Annotated in this window: 17 protein-coding genes; 9 read left to right on the plus strand and 8 right to left on the minus strand. The window is 40.2% G+C overall.

What is annotated here, in order from left to right; all coding sequences use genetic code 11:
* Positions 1–193: 193 nt before the first annotated feature.
* Positions 194–571: an archaeal heat shock protein Hsp14 gene (gene hsp14, locus SU86_RS08760; protein WP_048189465.1), complete on the plus strand. Its 378-nt coding sequence runs from the start codon at positions 194–196 to the stop codon at positions 569–571.
* Here hsp14 and SU86_RS08765 read toward each other — a convergent pair.
* The 5 genes from SU86_RS08765 to SU86_RS08785 are packed head-to-tail and all read right to left on the minus strand — an operon-like array spanning position 568 to position 5,725.
* Positions 568–2,115: an ABC1 kinase family protein gene (locus SU86_RS08765; RefSeq protein ID WP_048188811.1), complete on the minus strand. Its 1,548-nt coding sequence runs from the start codon at positions 2,113–2,115 to the stop codon at positions 568–570. The genes hsp14 and SU86_RS08765 overlap by 4 nt on opposite strands.
* Positions 2,112–2,504, minus strand: a complete 393-nt coding sequence (locus tag SU86_RS08770) for a hypothetical protein (RefSeq protein ID WP_048189467.1) — start codon at positions 2,502–2,504, stop codon at positions 2,112–2,114. Before SU86_RS08770 ends, SU86_RS08765 begins: the two co-directional genes overlap by 4 nt.
* Positions 2,505–2,536: 32 nt before the next feature.
* Entirely contained in the window at positions 2,537–3,838 is a 1,302-nt protein-coding gene (locus SU86_RS08775; protein ID WP_048188813.1) for a COG1361 S-layer family protein, read from the minus strand.
* Entirely contained in the window at positions 3,835–4,545 is a 711-nt protein-coding gene (locus SU86_RS08780; RefSeq protein WP_082096253.1) for an ABC transporter ATP-binding protein, read from the minus strand. Before SU86_RS08780 ends, SU86_RS08775 begins: the two co-directional genes overlap by 4 nt.
* The gene (locus tag SU86_RS08785; protein ID WP_048188815.1) at positions 4,538–5,725 is read right to left on the minus strand and encodes an ABC transporter permease; all 1,188 of its coding nucleotides are present in this window, start codon (positions 5,723–5,725) and stop codon (positions 4,538–4,540) included. The genes SU86_RS08780 and SU86_RS08785 overlap by 8 nt, the downstream gene beginning before the upstream one ends.
* A 117-nt stretch (positions 5,726–5,842) precedes the next feature.
* Between SU86_RS08785 and SU86_RS08790 the strand changes: the two genes are divergently transcribed.
* Together SU86_RS08790 and SU86_RS08795 are read left to right on the plus strand one after the other, a co-directional pair.
* Positions 5,843–6,745, plus strand: a complete 903-nt coding sequence (locus tag SU86_RS08790) for an AsnC family transcriptional regulator (RefSeq protein ID WP_048189471.1) — start codon at positions 5,843–5,845, stop codon at positions 6,743–6,745.
* 27 nt (positions 6,746–6,772) lie between these two features.
* Complete coding sequence (locus tag SU86_RS08795) at positions 6,773–7,288, plus strand: NUDIX hydrolase (protein WP_048188816.1); 516 nt, start codon at positions 6,773–6,775, stop codon at positions 7,286–7,288.
* Here SU86_RS08795 and SU86_RS08800 read toward each other — a convergent pair.
* Positions 7,285–8,259 (minus strand): AbrB/MazE/SpoVT family DNA-binding domain-containing protein, encoded by a 975-nt coding sequence (locus SU86_RS08800; RefSeq protein WP_048188818.1) that lies wholly within the window; start codon positions 8,257–8,259, stop codon positions 7,285–7,287. The genes SU86_RS08795 and SU86_RS08800 overlap by 4 nt on opposite strands.
* Before the next feature lie 64 nt (positions 8,260–8,323).
* Between SU86_RS08800 and SU86_RS08805 the strand changes: the two genes are divergently transcribed.
* From SU86_RS08805 to SU86_RS10050, 5 genes are read left to right on the plus strand one after another with little or no spacing between them, the layout of a single operon-like run.
* Positions 8,324–9,220, plus strand: coding sequence for a pantoate kinase (locus SU86_RS08805; RefSeq protein WP_048188820.1), 897 nt, complete (start codon positions 8,324–8,326; stop codon positions 9,218–9,220).
* The gene (locus SU86_RS08810; RefSeq protein WP_048188822.1) at positions 9,217–9,951 is read left to right on the plus strand and encodes a phosphopantothenate/pantothenate synthetase; all 735 of its coding nucleotides are present in this window, start codon (positions 9,217–9,219) and stop codon (positions 9,949–9,951) included. Before SU86_RS08805 ends, SU86_RS08810 begins: the two co-directional genes overlap by 4 nt.
* Positions 9,944–10,780, plus strand: a complete 837-nt coding sequence (panB, locus tag SU86_RS08815) for a 3-methyl-2-oxobutanoate hydroxymethyltransferase (RefSeq protein WP_048188824.1) — start codon at positions 9,944–9,946, stop codon at positions 10,778–10,780. The genes SU86_RS08810 and panB overlap by 8 nt, the downstream gene beginning before the upstream one ends.
* The gene (gene coaBC, locus SU86_RS08820; protein ID WP_082096322.1) at positions 10,773–12,002 is read left to right on the plus strand and encodes a bifunctional phosphopantothenoylcysteine decarboxylase/phosphopantothenate--cysteine ligase CoaBC; all 1,230 of its coding nucleotides are present in this window, start codon (positions 10,773–10,775) and stop codon (positions 12,000–12,002) included. The genes panB and coaBC overlap by 8 nt, the downstream gene beginning before the upstream one ends.
* A complete protein-coding gene (locus SU86_RS10050) occupies positions 11,999–13,300 on the plus strand; it encodes a CFI-box-CTERM domain-containing protein (RefSeq protein ID WP_052755671.1) in 1,302 nt (433 codons plus the stop codon). The genes coaBC and SU86_RS10050 overlap by 4 nt, the downstream gene beginning before the upstream one ends.
* On the opposite strand, the gene SU86_RS08830 is transcribed toward SU86_RS10050, so the two are convergent.
* A complete protein-coding gene (locus SU86_RS08830) occupies positions 13,297–15,507 on the minus strand; it encodes a beta-propeller domain-containing protein (RefSeq protein ID WP_048188827.1) in 2,211 nt (736 codons plus the stop codon). The genes SU86_RS10050 and SU86_RS08830 overlap by 4 nt on opposite strands.
* A 126-nt stretch (positions 15,508–15,633) precedes the next feature.
* The gene (locus SU86_RS08835; protein WP_048188829.1) at positions 15,634–17,205 is read right to left on the minus strand and encodes an aldehyde dehydrogenase family protein; all 1,572 of its coding nucleotides are present in this window, start codon (positions 17,203–17,205) and stop codon (positions 15,634–15,636) included.
* A gap of 96 nt (positions 17,206–17,301) precedes the next feature.
* Between SU86_RS08835 and SU86_RS08840 the strand changes: the two genes are divergently transcribed.
* Positions 17,302–18,921, plus strand: coding sequence for a DGQHR domain-containing protein (locus SU86_RS08840; RefSeq protein WP_048188830.1), 1,620 nt, complete (start codon positions 17,302–17,304; stop codon positions 18,919–18,921).
* The last annotated feature ends 55 nt before the right edge of the window (positions 18,922–18,976 follow it).

An 18,976-nucleotide genomic window follows, 5' to 3' on the forward strand; every position in this document is an offset into this window, starting at 1 on the left:
GAGCCAGAATGTAAAATGGAGTCATTTTGTGCGCAACAAACTAGGCAGAACTAGGCAGTTTTGAAATCATATCAAATAGGAAAAATAGGAAAATTTTGGAATTTTGGTGTGATTCAAGGATTCAATCCATGTAGTGTTACCGCATGGTTTAACCACCAAAACTTATAACCAAAAAGAGCCGAATCACACCAAAATGGGCATTGTAAAAAACATGGCAAAGGAAATCGCAAAAGAAATAGGAAACAAATCTCGCGAATTCTACGAGTTTGTCCTGCCGCCAATTGATATACATCTGGATGATGACTTTCTGGTCGTACAAATTGACATGCCGGGATTTGATAAAAAAGACATCAAACTATCAATTCACAAAAACATCCTATCCATCAATGCGCAAAAACCTGAATCAAAGGAAGAGATGATTGTTAATCAGCGACCAAACGTAATAGACAAAAAGATCATTTTGCCAATTTATCCAAAGGACGAATCGCTCGGCTCGGCAAAACTTGCAAATGGCGTTCTTACCATAAAAATCCCATATGACAAAAAGGAAAAACAGATCTCAATAGACTAGTGCTTTCTGAATATTGTAAAAATTCCCATTATAACAAACGCACCGATCATTCCTGCAGCTGCTGCAGTATTGTTTGATGAATATAATACGGCAGAGCCAATAAAGACAGCCGAAGAAAGAATGCTTCCGGCAAGCAAAACATCTCGCCTTGGCTTGGCATTTAGCTGGAATGATCTGTTTTCCTCTAGGAATTTTTTCAGCTCTGGCGCGATTGATATTGTAGCATCAATGGACTTTGCAAATCTTGTAAAGGAATGTTTGATTTCCTCAATGTATGCGTCCTTGATTAGCTGTTCTTCCTCTAGGATGTTTTTTAGGACCTTTACAAACTTGAAGTCAACCTTGTGGGTCTTGTAGATTCCCTCTATGATTGAGCTCATCCTCAGGTATAGTGCCAGATTCTTTGGCAGCATGAATGGGAACTTGGACATGGTTTTGTTTGCAAGCTCCATCAATGCCTTGACCTCCATTTCGTCTGGTTTTTTTCCGTACATTGTTCTAATGGATAGATCAATTCCCTGCTCGATTACTGAGCGATTAAAATCTGGCGTGAGCATTCCTAGATCCGACATTGCGTTGACTGTCCTTGGTGGGTCTTTTTCTACCAGTGCTAGGTATAATCGAACAATTCTCATTCGGGTTTCATTGTCGATTTTGCCGACCATTCCAAAATCATACAAAATCAGTGAGCCGTCATCGGCAATGGAAATGTTTCCCGGATGCGGGTCTGCATGAAATATTGAGTCTCTAAGCAACATTGTAAAGAAGACCTTGTGGACATCGATGACTATTTTTTGCCTGTCTATTCCCTTTTTGTCCAGATCCTCGATGTTTGTAATTTTGATTCCGGGAATGTACTCCATGGTAAGGACATTTTTTGTTGAATAGTCATCATAGACTTCGGGAATTCTGACATTTTGGTGTCTTGTCAGATTCTTTTTGATCGTCTTGAGATTTTTGGATTCTATGGTATAGTCCAATTCCTCGTGGATAGTCTCAATGAATTGAGATAGCATGGACTGGGCTGAGAATCGTAAATTTGGGTCCACAAAACGCATAGCAAGTGGCAGGACTTTTTTTAGAACCTTGATGTCTTGATTAATGATATCTTCGATTCCTGGTCGCTTTACCTTTACTATGACATCTTGGTCCTTGATTTTTGCCAGATACACTTGGCCTAGCGAGGCGCCAGAGATTGCCTTTTGGTTTATGCTTGTGAATTTTTCCAGTGATCCCAGATCTTTTTCTATTATCGGCTTTATTTTATCAAATGACTCTGCTGGGACATCGTCTTGCAGTTTGGATAACTCTTCTAGATATGGTTGTGGTAAAATGTCAGCCCTTGATGAAAGCCACTGGCCTAGCTTGATGTAGACTGGGCCTAAAGAGACAAAAGTATTGAGAACCTTGTTTGCGTTTTTTTGGAATTTGGAATAATCCAGGTTTTTTCCTTCTGTTTTGACCCAGGCCTTTCTGTCCCGTCTTAGTGAAATGATCAGTGGAATCAGCTTTATCAAAACATGAATTGTTCTGGAAACGCTCATTGTCCCTTTGCCTTTTGTGCTAGCTTGTATCCGACATAGCCAATTGCCACAGAGGATATGATTCCTGCAGCTGCTGCTATTTGCTTGTCTTTTTTTGTCTTTTTTGATTTTTTGTAAATGTACGATGCTACTTTGGCGCCACCGACTGCACCGCTTGCCATTCCAACCAAAACCTCCTGTGCATCATGGACTAGATGGCCTAGTGGGTCATCGTGTGGATTTGCCTTGTCCATGTGTACTAGGTACTTGTCGTCATATTCTCGAATGTGCAGGTTTCCATATCGGTATTGACGGTTTGCGCCGTTTTTGTGGCCAAGCCTTGTCTCTTGGGCTTGCTCCATCATGAATGGCCTTAGCTCTTTGGGAATCTCGATTTCATCCCATGTCATGGATCCAAAAAATGGCAATTTGATTAATAATCTTAGCTGGATTCGCTTTGGGCTTGTTTTCTCTTTTTGATTTTCTTGTAAATTATTACGCCTGCTATGCCTGCTATTGCCAGTCCTATTATTCCAGGTGCAAAGTCGGCAGCTGTGGGCTCTGGCTTTGCGGTAAGGTCCTTTAGATTTATGGTTGCTATCTCTGACACCAAATGCTCCACTCGCAGATCATCCTTGTATCGAACGGTAACCTTGATAGTGTGATCTCCATACTTTGGCTCACCATCAAACTCTACTGGAATGTTAAACGGAACTGGTGAGTCTGTTTCTAGTTCATCAATGAACTGGGTTACCTTTTTGATGTTTGATCCTTCCAGTGGTTCCAGTGTGACAAAGGCAAATAGCGCATTGATGTTTCCTTCATTTATTATATCACCAATTATGGTTTGTGTTCCTGATAATTCAATTACCTTGATGTCATAGATTTTTGCGTCAATCAAGCCATTGATGTAAAAGTCAACTGTTCTGGTGTCATCGATTTTGTCTCCGTGTGCATTAAAGTACGATACCTGTAGTGGCGTGTGAAGCGTTTCGGTCTTTACATTTTCTGGCACATATACTGAGAAGGTGAATTTCTTTGATGACTTGGCATCGATTGTGCCAATGTCCCACTCGTTTTGATCAAACACTACGCTTTCCACATTTGTAATCGGGTTTGCAGTAGCAGACACTGATGTTTGGGTATTTTGTAGTACAACCTTGACATTTGATAACGGTGCGGTTCCCGTGTTTGTTATTTGTATGGTTACCTCGTTGTTTTTGAGTGAGGTCAAAAATGGGTTGCCTGCCTTTAGGTTCAGAATACTCTCGCCGGTCACCTTGAAATCAAAATCAAAGAATGCGTTTCTCTGGCCTGACTCGCGCAATCTGGTATAGTCTACCTTGACGGTTGCAGGAAACTGCTGGACTGGGACACCCTTGTCCAGATTTACAAAAAATGTCAGAGAAAAGTGCTTTCCTGCCAAGGATTCCGAATTGCTGTCTGCAAAAATCAGTGCACCTTTGCCATCAGATGAGCTAAATCCTAACGGTAAGAGCAGTTGTCCTTTGATTCCCGTGATGTCTTGAGAGCCCACATTTGCAAACACTACTGTAAGTGGCACGTTTTTGTCCCCTGGTGTTACCTCGATTTTTTGGTCCAGCGTGCCAAAATATGCATCCAAGAACTTGACATCGCCAAAATTACGCTCAAATGGTGAGTCGCCCTTGCCTAGCTGGGCATATGCATCCAATGATGGTGCAAGAACTACCAGTGCCATCATAGTAAAGACCAGAGATTTCATATTGTTAGCTCCATTTTTGGCGGCACGTCCTCTCCCTCAAACGCTCGTCCGTCCTTTATGGTAATGATTCTGTCTACCTCGCCAAACTGGTGTCTATCATGAGTTACTATTACAAATGTCTGGTTTAGCTTTTTTGCCATTGATTTCATTAGCTGCACTATGGTTTCTGCGGTGACAGAGTCGAGGTTTCCTGTAGGTTCGTCAGCCAAAACTATGGTTGGTTTGTTTATCAGACCACGCGCGATTGCGGCTCTCTGGGCCTGTCCGCCTGAGACTTTGTTTGCTCTCTTGTGCATCTGTTTTTCAAGACCTACTGCCTTGAGTAGATCAATTGCTTCTTTTTGCGCATTTTGATCTGTTTTCTGGATACTCCTTGGAAGCAAGACATTTTCTAGTACGGTAAGATCCACTAGTAAATTTGAAAACTGAAAGATAAATCCAAGCTTGGAATTTCTAAATTCCGAGATCTTGTTGTCTGAGAGATTGGTTGTGTTTTTCTCATCGATAAAGACTTGGCCGTTAGTAGGCCTATCAAGCAATCCTATCATGTTAAGCAATGTAGACTTGCCAGAGCCGGAGCTGCCAACAATTAGCAAAAATTCTCCGCGTTTTACGGAAAACGACACACTGTCTAGTGCTTGGACTTTGGTGTCTCCTTGGCCGAAAATCTTGTTGACATTTTTTAGCTCCAATACAATATCAGACATAACGCATTGCCTCCACTGGTTGTAATTTGGTTGCCTTGTATGATGGGTAAATTGACGCTATCACTGCTAGCGCAAACGCCATGATTGCAGTCTGGATTATGTTTGGCCAGTTGTAGCTTACCTCAAGTGGAATAGAGCCGGCAAAGGTCATCTTGGTTTCCTTTGCGTAAAAGGTGTATCCAAGGCCCATTGCCGTGCCTAATCCTGCGCCCAGTGCTCCAATCATCATACCCTGAACGATGAAAACTATCAGAATGTCCTTTCTTTTTGCGCCTATTGCGCGCATAACACCAACTTCGCGTGTTTTGCTGGATACTAACATCATCTGGATTGTGACTACGGCAAATGCAGACGACATCATTCCAAAATAGCCGATCATGTTGATCATTGCAATGCCTGATCGAAATCCACTCAGTGCCGCTTCTGCCGATTCCTCTATTGTTTCTGCCTTGTAATCATCATTTGGAAACGTCCTTAGAAAATAATTCTTGACATCGTCTGCTTTTTTTGGATCATTTAGTTTGACTAGAATTTCACCTGTTTCTCCGTCTCGGTCCAACATGTCACGTAGCGCATCAATGTGCATTACTATTTCAGAATCTAGGCCCTGTCCACCAGGCGATGTTATGATTCCTGTCACAATAAATCGCCGTATCTGCTCCTCTCCTCTTCTGTCAGTTATTTTTACTTGAAGGCTTTCTCCTACTCGTATGTCTCCAAGATCCTTTGCAGCTAGCGAGCCGACAACAATAGAGTTTCTTGAAAAAACATACTGCCCGTCAGTTACTGTTTCATGTGCAGTTGATACTCGAGGATCACGAAACGGATCCACGCCAATTACTGGAACTCTGAAATCCTCAATTAGCTTGCCGTTTTTTGTCACATTAATGGATGCAGACGACTGCATCCGGGGCGTGGCGGCCTCTACATATGGAATCCTCTCAAACCAGTTTATCAGAAAAATATCGGACTTTGTGATAAAATCTTCCTCATTTGTCACAAGCACATCACCAAATCTATAGCTGGACAGGTCCCTGACTATGGCATCATACAATCCTTGAAAAATTACAAAATTCACATGAATTACCAATATGCCAATTGATACTGCCAAGACTGCGCCAATGAGGGAGCCCTTTTTGTTGGAAAGCATTCTCTTTGCGAGCTGGACTCGGTAATCCATGGGATAGTATAATTTAGTCTGATATTTAATGTATTATGTGCCTAAAACAGTAAAATCAGACATTTTGATCAAAGAATAGTATTGTTTAATAAGAAACTAGTGCCTAACTATTCCAAATTGGACAAATCAGACGTGGCAATCCTACACCACTTGCTGGATAATTGCAGGGAATCAGACAGACAAATAGGAACAAAGATCGGAATTTCTGGTGCCGCAGTAAAGTCTCGAATTGATAAGATGATAAAAAATCAGACAATAGAAAATTTCACACTAAAAATAGAGCCGCCGGTTTTGGGGTATAACATTTTGTATATTGTAACGACTGGCCAAGACATTAACGAAATTCTAAAGCAAGTCGAGTTGGTTGGCGAGCCGTTCTTGCTTGTGCCTTGTGTTGGCGGAGTTACGGTTTGTGGAATTGTGGTAAGAGAAAATGTGTCTCAAAAAATAGAGCTTGCAAAAAGCCTGATGAAGGATGTTAGATTGTTATCAATATTTGAGGCAGAAAACCCCGGAGTCCGATCGGATCTTACAAAGACGGATGTTGATATCATTGATCAGTTGTTAAAGGAGCCAAGAATGAAAATAGAGGATCTGGCAAAGAAAACAAAACTTTCTACCAAAACCATTGCAAGGTCGCTCAAAAAGCTGCAAAGCGATGAGGCAATCCAGTTTACCACGATTTATGATCCTGCCAAATTTGGGCAGTACATTCCATTTGCAGTTTTGGTCTGGATTGATGGAAACATGGAAGAGACCCTGAAATCACTAAAGAAAGGATTTTCGGATTCATTTTTGCAAAAACCGTTTTTGGCAAAAAACCAGGTGGTGTTGTTTTTGTTTAGTAATAATATTTTTGAGCTGGACAACATAACTCAGAAAATACGCAAAGTAAATGGTGTTGCATCAGCCGACTTGTTTATTCCAAAGAAAATAAGCTTTCCGCAAAAATGGGTAACAAACGCAATCAAAGCAGCCAAAGCATCTGAGAAATTACACCTAGCATACCAGACAAATTAAAATTCATCCCAGATGGTGGGTCAGTGGATGCGAAAAAAGACAATCTATGAGGGCAGAATTTTGGGCCTCAGCCTATATGATCTGACAGTAAATGGCAGAAAGATAAAGCGCGAGGTAATTGAGCACCGAGGGGCGGCTGCCATACTGGCCTTTGATGAAAAAGGCAAAGTCATCCTAGTAAAGCAGCACAGATTCCCGCATGGCTACATCCTGGAGATTCCGGCAGGCACGCTAGAAAAGGGTGAAAAGCCAATAAAGTGCGCATTTCGCGAAATTCAGGAGGAAACCGGCTACAAGGCCACAAAAATGACTCATTTTCTGACGTACTATCCGTCCGTTGGCTATAATCGAGAGGCAATCCACTGCTTTGTTGCAAAGAATCTCAAAAAAGTAAGCGGCCAAGCACTAGACGAAGACGAGATCATGTCTGTAGTCAAAATCGACCTAAAGAAACTCATATCCATGATAAAGGCAGGCAAAATTATTGACTCCAAGACAATTTGTGCAGTTTTGACCTATGCTGCAAAAAACAAGCTCTACTAGTAGACTGGCTTTACCAAATCTGCAACATCTGCCCAAGAACGAGAGACTCGCTCAAACATGTAGATCAAATCCAGCAAATCAATTTGGAGCTGGTTTTTTTGCTCAATTGAGGAGCGAATATCTGATATTTTTCTTTGGAATTTTCTGTGGTTTGATATGGCATCGATTGCCAGACTACGATTTTGCTCAATGAATGCATCAATGGACTTTTGATGGATGGATTCAATATCCTTGGTCAGCTCGTAGATTTTTTTGAGATCATTTTTTGATAGTGTGGTATTTGATAAGGAATTGGCAATCTCAACCAAAGTATCGCTGGTAGTCTCCAAAATGTTTGCGGCAATTCTATAATCCAAGACATCAATGTTTTCCAGATTAAATGCAGTGGCAAGTCTCTTATCTGATATAGTGCTGCGAATCAGCCTTACCAACAAAAAATATTGTCTATCCACTTCGTCGTCTCTATGTGATAGAGTTTGCAAATTTGATCTGTCATCGGAAATCAATGATGATGAAATATCGCTAAACATGCCAAGGGCAATGGAGCTGATTCTCTTTAGGATTTTTTGTGGATTTAGGGTTGCAGCATCCAATAAAAACTGGACATTGACATTGGACGAGTCTTCTTCTACAATTTCCATTCCGACTAGTCTTCTCATGGAATTGCGGATTTTTTCTCGGTCCTCGCCGGGAATGATGGTCTTTGCCTTTATTCTAATGATATCATATCCTAGTAGATATGCGCCAGTAATGTTTGCAACAATGTTTTCGTCCTGTGGCAATGGATAGGAAATGACGACCTCTTTTGATCTTCGCTCTGCCTTGTTTGCTGTAATGGATATGGTGTTCTCGCTGGTATCAAGCTCGACTTCGTTGCTTTTGTCCAGATGATTTGCCTCAACCCACTCTTTTGGCAATGACACCAGAATGCTGCTTCCAATCCTTTGTAGGCGTCGAATAAATTTAGTCAATTTATACTAATATAATTAATTTAAGCCATATTCTTATATTTTTATCAAAATTTAAACTCAGATCATGAAGGGAATTGCATTCAGCCCTGCACACATTACAGGATTCTTCAAAGCAGAGCTGGACCAAATGGCAAGACCTGAGGTACAGGGCTCACTTGGTGCCGGGTTTTCTATACAACAAGGAGTAACTACCACAGTTGAGATACAGGACTCGGAGTTTTCTGATCACACCATTACAATATCTGGATACAGGCCAGACAATACCCAGGTTTCTGAATTTGTCATTTCCGAGTTTTTGAAAAACATTGATGGTAACTATTTTCTCAAAGTACACCATGACATCAAGGTCCCAGTGGGTTATGGCCTTGGATGCTCTGCAGCCGTTGCACTATCATTGTCATATGCGCTAAATTCTGCATTTAGGACCAACTATACCAAAGAGCAGCTTGGCATGATGGCGCACAATGCCGAGGTAATGTGCAGGACAGGCCTTGGCGATGTTTTGGCATCATACCATGGTGGATTTGAAATCAGAGTCAAGGGCGGAGCACCAGGAATTGGCCAGATCAAAAAAATATCATCAGAGTCATTCTCTGCTGTGATGATTTGCTTTTCGCCAATTTCTACAAAACAGTTCCTCAAGGACAGACTGGCATCAATTAACGGCCTTGGGGGAAAGATGGTGGACAAGCTCGTACAAAGCAAAGACATTGATGCATTCCATGACTATTCCATTGAATTTGCAAACTATGTGGATGTCATAACACCAAAGATGAAAATCGTAATTGATGATCTCAAAAATCATGGAATAAAATGTGGCGTTGCATTGTTTGGCGAGACAATATTTGCAGTCATTCCATCACACATGGAAGAAAGAACAGTTGCCATACTGGAAAAATACCAAGATGGAATCATCATAAGATCAAAGATTGACCAAGTCGGTGCAAGACTGCTAAGTTGAATCATATTCCAAAGAGCCATCCGCGGGCAAAATCGCTATACATTAGAGAAAAACTAGTCGATGCATTTGATGCCGGACTAGTAGCAAAGGAAGGCCTCATGGCACATGGCCGTGGCGAGGCATTTGATTATTTGATTGGGGAAAAGACCTCAAAATCTGCAAAAAAAGCCATTTTGGCGGCTGCATTTATGCTCAAAAATGCACAAAATCCTGTGATTTCAGTAAATGGCAACATGGCCGGTCTTTGTCCAAAGGAGATCATCTTGCTAGCAAAGGCTGCTGGGGCAAAAATTGAGGTAAACCTGTTTTATGCAACCAATTCAAGAAGGCAGAAAATCTATTCTGCTCTGAAAAAAAACGGCGCTGGTAAGATCTATGGAATGGATAAGAAAAACTCGACAAAACTCTCTGGCCTGGACAGTGCAAGAAGAATAGTGGATAGGGACGGAATTTATTCTGCAGATGTGGTTGTTGTACCACTAGAAGACGGCGATCGCACATTGGCACTGAAAAAGGCTGGAAAAAAAGTCATAACATTTGATCTAAACCCAATGTCTAGAACTGCAGAGACTGCGGACATCACTATAGTGGACAATGTAGTTCGCGCAATCAATCATTTGATAAAATCATGCAAAAACCCAAGGCAAGTAAAATTTGACAACAAGAAAAATCTTGCACTAGCAATCAAAGAAATCAAGACAAATCTGACAAAGAGGGCATCTCATGCATAAGTCAGTCAAGGATATACTAGACAAGAAGAAAAATGGCCAGAAGATCTCTGTTATCACTGCATATGACTATACTTTGGCATCACTGTGTGACAAGGCTGGAATTGACATCATGCTAGTAGGTGATAGTGCAGGAATGGTCATGCTAGGATATGAGAACACAATACCAGTTACAATGGAGCAGATGATTCTTTTTACTGAAGCAGTCTCTCGTGCAAGACAAAATTCTTTGGTAGTGGCAGACATGCCATTCATGTCATACCAGGCAAGCACATCAGATGCCATTGCAAATTCTGGCAGGCTGATCAAGGCAGGTGCAGATTCTGTAAAGCTTGAAGGCGGAAAAATTGTTGCACCAACCATTCAGGCAATAGTTGAAACAGGCATTCCAGTGATGGGCCACATTGGATTTCAGCCTCAAACCACCACACTAGCACAGGGGTACAGAGTTCAGGCAAAGACAAAGGATGCCGCCCTGACATTAATTGAGGATGCCAAGGCATTGGAAAAAGCAGGTGCATTCTCCATAGCACTAGAGATGGTAACATCCGAGGTCTCCAAGATAATCTCTGAATCAATATCCATACCTACAATAGGAATTGGTTCCGGCAAATTCTGCGACGGCCAAGTTCTAGTTGTGCATGATCTGTTGGGAATGTATGACAAGCTCAAGCCAAAATTTGTCAAGCAGTATCTCTCACTATCAGACCAAATAACAAAGGCAGTATCTACTTACAAATCTGATATCGAGTCTGGGAAATTTCCCGCCAAAGAAAATTGGTTTACAATGGACAAAACAGAGCTGGACAAGCTCATGAGTGAAGTTGACTAGGCATCCTTCTTTGGATATAGTGGAATCTCACGGTACGGAATTATCTGGCAAAAAACTAGTCCTGTGCGTTGCAGGAAGTGTTGCAGCATACAAGGCAATCGAGCTTGCAAGGCTGCTCATGAGACATGGTGCCGATGTTACATGTGTTGCAAGTGAGGCAGTAACAAAATTAATCCAGCCAGATTATTTCAAGTGGGCAACAGGAAACGAGGTCATAACAAAGCTCACAGGCAAGCTAGAACACATCTCACTGGCTGACTACAAGACATCTGATCTTATCATAGTATATCCTGGAACTGCAAACACCTTGGGGAAATTGGCAAATGGAATCGATGATACGCCGATCTCTACTGTATTGACTGTGGGATTTGGTGCAAAGACTCCCATAGTTGTGGCACTGGCAATGCATGCTGCAATGTATGAGAATGCCGCAATAGCACGAAACATTTCGTTTTTGAAGGGAAAAATCGAGTTTATTGAGCCTAATTTGATAGAGGGAAAGGCAAAGGCTGCAGAACCAGAAGATGTCCTGAATCATGTCCTGAAGAAATTTGGCCACTCGCCTGTCTTGGCTGGCAAAAACATTCTGATAACTGCAGGACCTACAATGGAGCCAATTGATACCATACGTGTGATAACAAACCAGAGCTCAGGCAGAACTGGGGTCTTGCTTGCAAAGGAAATGATTTCGGCTGGCGCCAAAGTAACGCTGGTGTATGGGCCTGGCACTGAAGCACCTCCAAGGGGCGCCAAAGTCATTCCAGTAAAGACCATACAACAAATGTTTGATGCAGTGAAAAAAGAGATGAAGGGCAAAAAATTTGATATTGCTATTTTGTCTGCAGCACCAGCTGACTATACTACCACACCAGTAAAATCAAAAATAAAAAGCAACAAGCCAAGTCTTACCATCAAACTACACAGAGCACCAAAAATAATAGATCATATCAAAAAACTGCAAAAAGATATCTTTCTAGTTGGATTCAAAGCAGAAACCAACATCTCACGACAGCAACTAATACAATTGGCAAGAAAAAAAATGCAAGAATCAGACTCTGATATGATAATTGCAAACGATATCGGAGTAAAATATCAAAAGAATCGTGAGCAAAACCAAGTATACGTCATTGATAGATCAGGCAAAATTACAGATTCTGGGCGCAAAAACAAGCTAGAGATCTCAAAGTTTATCAGAAAGCAAATTGAGAAAAAGCTCACTTGAGCATTCTAAGAATAATTCTTGCCTTATCTGTGGTTTCTATTTTATCCATAAATGTTTCAAATTCGTTTGCGCAGGAATTTGATTCAAAAGAAATAGGTCTTGGGGTTCCAGACATTTCTGTGAGCCCAATTTCTGGTCCTCCAGGCACGGAAATCACCATAACAGTCAAGGGAATGCCTCTGGCACCAGAAGAACACGACCCAAGAATAGAGTTCTTTGCGTATGTGCCATTTGTTACTGCGCTGGGCGATAATGTTGCAAACAATTGCAACGGTGAGCATTGCTTTCCGGTTTATTCATTTGATGAAATCAATGATGACAAGCTAGCACCAAAAACAATCAAGTTTTCATTATTCAGTACAGATAATCCAAAGGCAACCATACAAGGGGGATTTCAGGAATCAGTATGCGACGTTATAATCGATGGAAAGACAATAGAGCGATACGGAACTGTATGTCATACAATGGATCAGCCGCTTGGAGATTACGAGATTAAATTTGCATGGGGAATTCAGGGCTCTGACAAATTCGATATCATAAAGACTGTAACATTTACTGTTACAGAAAAGGGAACTGAAATTGTAGAGGCAACGCAAAATCCTGATGAGGCACTAATGGAATCATACGATAAAGGCGAAATAACAGAGCAGGAATTTGACGATTCTATGAGAGAATTAGGATATGACGATGATGCAATACGAAAATCAAAGGCACTGCTTGGCAAGCTTCCACACCAGCAAGGCGAATTTGCACCAGAACAAAAAGAAGCCATTCTAGAAGGAATTGAAAAGGCAGAAGAACAAGCAAGAGAGGAACGCGAGACAGCAGAAGAAATTCCTGAAGATGTAGTAGAAACTGATGTGGATGCTCCACAAGAAGTTCAGACAGCAGTAAGTGACACTCCAGAAAAGCCTGCAGAAAAATCAGGATGTCTGATTGCAACTGTGGCATTTGGAACCGAGCTTGCTCCTCAAGTCCAACTGCTCAGAGAAACAAGGGACAATGTCCTATTCAGTACTAGCTCTGGCACTGCATTCATGGCCGGCTTTAACGAATTTTACTATACATTCAGCCCAGCAGTGGCTGACTTTGAGCGTGAAAATGCGGTATTTCGAGAGCTTGTGAGAGGTACCATAACTCCAATGCTTTCCACTCTATCCATTTTGAACTATGTTGATATCAATTCAGAATCTGAAATGCTTGGATATGGAATTGGAATCATTTTGTTAAATGTTGGCATGTACTTTGTTGCACCAGCCATCATAATCATACAAGTAAGAAAATACCTGAAAGCCTAGTCGATATACTGCACTAGCTTTCCATCGTCTCTGAACTTTAGCTGGTTTATTTCATGCAGATCAGATATTGCATTCATCTTCATCAGATTTGAGCTGACAGTGTACAGGGTGTCATCGATGTAAAATGACCTGCTGCCATATCCATAATATTCGTAGCCGGTACTGTTGGAATGCTCTATCTTGCCCTTTAGTGTAAATCCGGATGAATCCACACCAAAGACGTAGAATCCTCTCCATGTTTTTGGCTCGACATATCTTCCATCGACATATGGCTGCGGATTATAATCATAGTTAGAAATTGGAATAGATAGGATTCCCTTTTGCTTATCAAATAACATTGCCTTGTGATCCGATAATACTTCGGAATCTGTTCCCTGCTTTCCTATGATTTCAACATCCACTGATGATGGCTTTGAAACATCTGTTACATCAAACAGTGCTATCTTGACGCCTTCTGTTTGTACTCCACCCCACTGATTTTCCTTTGTGTCCCTGCCAATGCCAATGACATGGTTTTCGTCATATGGATGCAGGTATTGTGAAAATCCTGGAATCTTTAGCTCGCCCAGTATTTTTGGTGTGTCAGTGGACAGATCAATTACAAAGAATGGATCTACTCTTTGAAATGTCACCAGGTATAGTCGATCGCCCATGAATCTTGCTGAATAGATGTTCTCGTCTTTTGCGATTTGTTCCAATGCTCCGACTCGGCTTAGGTTCTCATCTAGAACGTAGACGTTATTGTGCAGTATGGTTCGATGCCCGTAGTATTCGGATGTGGTGGCTATTCTAAAGCGATTTCCGGATTCATCCATAGAGAACTGGTTTAGCAGCCTTCCTGGAACTTCGCCCTTTGCAAAATATTTCAGCTGGCCGGAATTTAGCGCTATTTTGTGGATTACTGTCTTTAGTGATTCTTGTTGGATCTTCAGCTCGTACTCGTTTATTGCCGATTGGATCTTTTCAAATAGCTTGGATTTTTCTGATTGCGGCATTGTATTGTAGGTGTTTTGGAGCAGATCAGAGACTTGATTCCATTTTTGCGATTCGTTTAGGGAAGAATCAGAGGTGATCTCTTTGATCTTTTGCTGTGTCTGTGATGGTAATACTGGAACTATGGCATTAAAGAATCGGTTCTTTTCCTGGACTTGGTAGTATCTGTATGGCAGATTTTTTTGATATGTGATGTATAGATTGTCCTCTGACATGTAGATCGTGCCAGCTCCTCCCATCATGAAAGTCTCTGAATTTAGCTTGTCCTCAAAAATATCCAGCGCAGTTACGGTATTGAAATTATAATATTGCTCTGGATTATCAAAATAAAACACATCGGGGTTTGCAATTATTTTTGCATCCTCTCGAATTAGCGGTAGGATTGGCTGATAGTGATTTACCTCTGCAATTGATATCAGATATACGATATTGCCAATCATTCTGGCATTGTGATAGTAACCATTTACGGAATAGTCTTTGAGTATCTTGGCGTTTTGCTTGTCTGATACATCCATTACTACGATATGGGTAAGATTAGAGTAAATTTTGGAAGGTGCAAATCCATATTCTGGGATATAGTCTGCTTCTTGGAACGATTGGTAAAAGATTACCAGCCTGTCCTTGTTTAGGAAGATGTTTTGCAGTGATTGTCCCTGTGGGATGTCAAGGCCTACTTTGAGCACAATTTTTGCTGATTCTGCTGGATATGCTTCTATGATTGTGAGCTTGTCGCCAGATACAATGTATGCGTACTTGTCGTCATTTTTGATAAAGTCTGGCTCGTCTACGTTTTTGACTTGGACATTGGTTGTGGAATAACCTGGGGGCGAAGAGCCGGTTTTTACTCCATCAGACGACGGTTCAGCTGCAGGTGATGGCATTTCTTCGCCTGAATTCCAAGGGACTGGAGATACGGTTCTATCAAGAGCAACAGATTCTCCTTCTCTGAAATGACCAGGGCCAAAATCACGATAATACTGATCTTGTGCTATCTGAGTTGTTTGGAGATAGTTTTTTAGCTCTTCATATGATGAGAATTTTTTCAGTTCTTGTGATCCTTCAACGGATATTGGTAGAGTATCATCAAATGCATTTGGTGGAACAATGTAAGGAGTTGGTGGTGAAGAACTAGTAGACATCATTGCAAGAAACATTCCAAAAGATCCTACAACTGCAATTGCTGCAACAACAGCTATGAAAATTTTAGAGTTCAATATACAGCACGACTCTGATTTGCAATTAAGTATTGCGTAGACATTGTATTATTATGGCAAAAAAGCTTTAAGAGGTTTGATTAAATCTAGCTTTAACGAATCGCCTTAAATCAAAGATGAATTTTTCTATTGTTCATTGCAGATGGTTTGTGTCTGCTCTCGCAGAAACTGTGTAAGATAATATGCACCGCCTGCACCCTTGCCAGAGATTCCGGAATTTTTCCACCCAACAAATGGTTGTGCCTGAACCATAGCGCCAGTGGTGGCAGATTGTGCCCTGTTTGCATATGTTACTCCTGCCTCAATTTTTGAGAAAAACTCGTCAATTTCGGACTTGTTCTGTGAGAAGATTCCCGCAGTTAGGCCATATTCAGAGTCGTTTGCCTGTACTATGGCATCATCGAATTTTTCAAATTCTTGTACGCACAAAAATGGCAAAAATAATTCCTCTTTGACTAGCTTGTGATTGTTTGGTAGATCACTTACTATGGTAGGCCTGACATAGTAGCCGTTCTGGTATAGACCATCTTTGAGAATATCACCACCAAATACTATCTTGCCGTCTTTTTTTGCCAGCTCCACTGCGGACTCGAATTTTTTCTTGGCAGAATCATTAATGATTGGGCCCAGATACGTTTCCTTTTCCCAGGGCAATCCAATTTTGAGATTTTGCGTCTTTGAGACTAGTTTTTCTAGGAATTTTGGTGCGATTTGTTTTTGCACATAGACTCTTGAGCATGCGCTACATTTTTGTCCGCCATACCCAAATGCTGCACGCATTACTCCATCGGTTGCCTTTTCCAAATCTGCCGATTCGGTTATGATTACGGGATTTTTGCCGCCCATCTCTGAGATGAATGGTTTTGGTGAATTTTTTGTAAATGTCCTAAATCCTGACAGTCCGACTTCTTTTGATCCAGTAAATGCTATTCCTGATACATGTGGACTTTCCACTATGGTTTGTCCCACTATTGATCCCAGTCCGGTTACAAAATTGATTGCGCCTGGTGATATTTTTTTGTAAATCATATTTACAAACCTAAATGCGGAAAGCGGAGTATCACTGGCTGGCTTTAGTACGACAGAGTTTCCGGTAATTAGTGCACCACTACTCATGCCAATTGCTATTGCTGATGGAAAGTTGAATGGAGAAATTATCCCCCAGACTCCGTATGGTTTTAGGACAGATTGGGTTTTTTCATTTGGACTAGCTGGTCTTGTTGGTTTTACGAATCCTTGATTTGATTCCAGCTGGTCTGCGTAAAATCGCAGAAAATCAATTGTTTCATCTAATTCTCCCATTGCCTCGAGCCTGTTTTTGCCGTTTTCCATGGATGTGGTGGCTGCCAAATAGAATTTTTCTTGGGAGAACTGATTTGCTACTTCACGAAAGATTTGGGCTCTATTCTGGTATGGAGTTGCGCTCCATTGTGAAAATGAATTTTTTGCTGCTTCAATTGCTTGGAGGGTTTGCTCTTTGGTTGCCAGTGGAAACTTTGCTAGTATGATTCGAGTGTCTGATGGCGAGTGGACTTCAAATGACTGATCTGAATGTACCTCTTTTCCGTTTATGATTAATGGATAAGATTTGCCAAATTCTGATCTTAGCTTGTCCAGCGCAGAGTCAAATTTTTTGTGAAATTCATCAGTAGAGTTGTTTTTTACTGCATTTGTCCAGGTGTTTTCGTTTTCAATCAAAGGTAAATGATATACTGTATCAGTCAATAAAACGATTTAGATAAAGTGATTAAAGATTTCAGAAACTTTAACAATTAAAAGAAATAAACTATCTAATTGACGGAAGAACACCCAATACATAGAGGTTTAAAAAATAAAGTTGTTGAGATTCTCGAAAATAGTGGATTTTTAGTTGATTCAGAAATTCATGTTTCGTTCTCAAGACCTACTACTGATGATTTTTCTCTTGATGTTTGCGCTATTCATGATGATCATTTGTTATTATTCGAATGTAAAAGATCTTCCAAGGAACTTTCACGACAAATTGATCATACTAAACAGAATGGTCCTAGATTGAATAAGATAACAAAAATACTTGAATCGGAAAAAAGAAGATTTGTTTTAAATGATTTTAAGAGAATAAAATATTTTCATTATTGTTATGCAATATACGATACAGAAAAAAAAGACATAGAAATTGACAAAAAACTTCGTTCTAAAGAGATCATATTTTGGAATAATGAGGCAATCAAATATTTCTACAATACAAGTAAGATGTTAGGTACAACAACAAAATATGAAATACTTCGTGAAATAGGTATCAGAGACAGAATAGTTTCCGAGCCTGAAGATGCAGTACGAATAGAACAAAACGGTAATGAGTTATTTCTGTTAGGACTGCAACCGTCAAAATTATTAAAAATGGCATATGCATTTAGACGGTTATCATTAAGAAATGAATCTTATCAGCGCATTGTAAGTGGAAAGAAATTACAACAATTAGAAGAGTTTTACAAAAAGAAAAAAGATTTTTTGTTAGCAAATTCTGTTATCATTGCATTTGAGGATGAACCAGAAATTCAGAATGAAATTGAGTGGAATAAAGCCGGAGATAGAAAATTACATTTTCCAACATCATATAGTTGTGCATGGATGATTGATGGACAACATAGAGTTTACGCCTTTAAAGATACAAAATACAATAATCCTAAGAAAATTGACAGTAAACAATTCAAAATACCAGTTGTAGCTTTTAGGAAGCTTCCACTTCCAAAACAAAGCCGTACTTTTGTGAACATAAACTATTACCAAACTAAAATTAACACAGTTTTGATTTGTGATCTTGCTGCTTCTTTTCCAGATGCATCTTATGAATTATCATGGGCAAGTCTACTTGTAAAAAAATTGAACATGGGTGATCCATGGAATGGAAAAATACAAACCAGTCAAACTGAACCAAAAGGTTCTATCAGCATTGCTGGTTTCATTAGACCTGTTCTTTTGTATACATTATTAGGATATAGTGTGAGAGATGAAAAATATCACGGTCCATTATTCAAAATTAAAAAATTTGAAAAGAATAAACCTATGTTGACAGGACAAAACAAAGCAGCATTTGACACTCATTTAGAAATATTGAGGAAGTTCTTTAAATCCGCAAAGAAAAACTCGTGGAATTCAAAAACTAAAAAATTGATGTGGGATGATCAAGATTATGGAATGAGTAATGCATATGGAGTAAATGCTCTTCTCCTAGTTTTATCTGCAATTTTGAAAAAAGAGAAGATATTGAGTTATGATTTTGATAAATATCTAACAATATTGAGAACTGTGAATTTTTCCAAGGCCCATATCAAGACATTATCAAGAGGGTATGGTGCGTATACTGATCTAGCACAAGAGATCATTGGAAAAATCAATAAGCAATTTAAGAAAAATTATACAATTTCATACTAATAAGTTACTATAAAATACTAATTACATTCTCAATAGTATAATAAATTAGGTCATT

It is taken from the genome of Candidatus Nitrosotenuis cloacae (genome assembly GCF_000955905.1).
Classification (GTDB): domain Archaea; phylum Thermoproteota; class Nitrososphaeria; order Nitrososphaerales; family Nitrosopumilaceae; genus Nitrosotenuis; species Nitrosotenuis cloacae.